The sequence below is a fragment of the Candidatus Hydrogenedentota bacterium genome (assembly GCA_016791475.1).
GTDB lineage: Bacteria > Hydrogenedentota > Hydrogenedentia > Hydrogenedentales > JAEUWI01 > JAEUWI01.
The window spans coordinates 1-722 of record JAEUWI010000222.1 but is presented as its reverse complement, the minus strand read 5'-3'; the positions used below and the strand labels follow the sequence as shown (position 1 = coordinate 722).

Annotated in this window: 1 protein-coding gene; it reads right to left on the bottom strand. The window is 60.4% G+C overall.

All coding sequences use genetic code 11. The annotated features are described in order from the left end of the window. A partial coding sequence (locus JNK74_28835) for a DUF1559 domain-containing protein (GenBank protein ID MBL7650188.1) occupies positions 1–437 on the bottom strand: 437 nt, incomplete at its 3' end. Between the last annotated feature and the right edge of the window lie 285 nt (positions 438–722).

The window sequence follows — 722 nt, the reverse complement described above, 5'->3', positions numbered from 1 at the left end:
CTTACATTGCGGGGATCAAGATCGCCGTCGGGCGCCGCATGCTCCAGGTCGTCGGCGACCATATAACTGGCCGCCACCCCCTCTTGGACATACTGCGCGAGCGTACGCTCTTCTAGTTCGGCCAGAATGTTCAGGCTCCAGACCGGCCCCTGACAAAATTCGCCCCCTCCTTGGTGCCACGTTTTCTTGCTGCATTGCGGCACGCCTGGCGGCAAGCTGGCGTGGGCGCTGGCGTGATTGTGCAGCGCCAGCGCGAGTTGCTTGATCTTATTGGAACATTCCAATCGCCGCGCGGCATTCCGCGACGATTGAACAGCCGGGAGAAGCAGCCCCACCAGGACGCCGATGATGGCGATCACCACCAGCAACTCGACTAGGGTGAAGCCTAGCCTAGCCGCTAGACGCGGAGTTCTTGACACTGGCGGTTCCCAGAGGATCAATCTGGAACGCCTGGCAAGATCGAACCAGCGCGACGGGGACAGTGGGGGAACTCCCGATAAGGCAATCGCTCGCAAAAGAAACGACGACAAGGAGCAAAGATCGGACAGTCGCGATGTTCTGCGACCACCCGTTGGCGCGTAACAGTAGGACGAGGATCTTGAATGAGTCGGTACTGGGGCGCACGTGACGCCGCCGTCAAGTCGCGCTCGTCCCAGACACGTCCGGAACCGCCAGCGTTCTTACTTTCCATTGGCCGTTGACTTTCTCCAGCTGCCACTCGA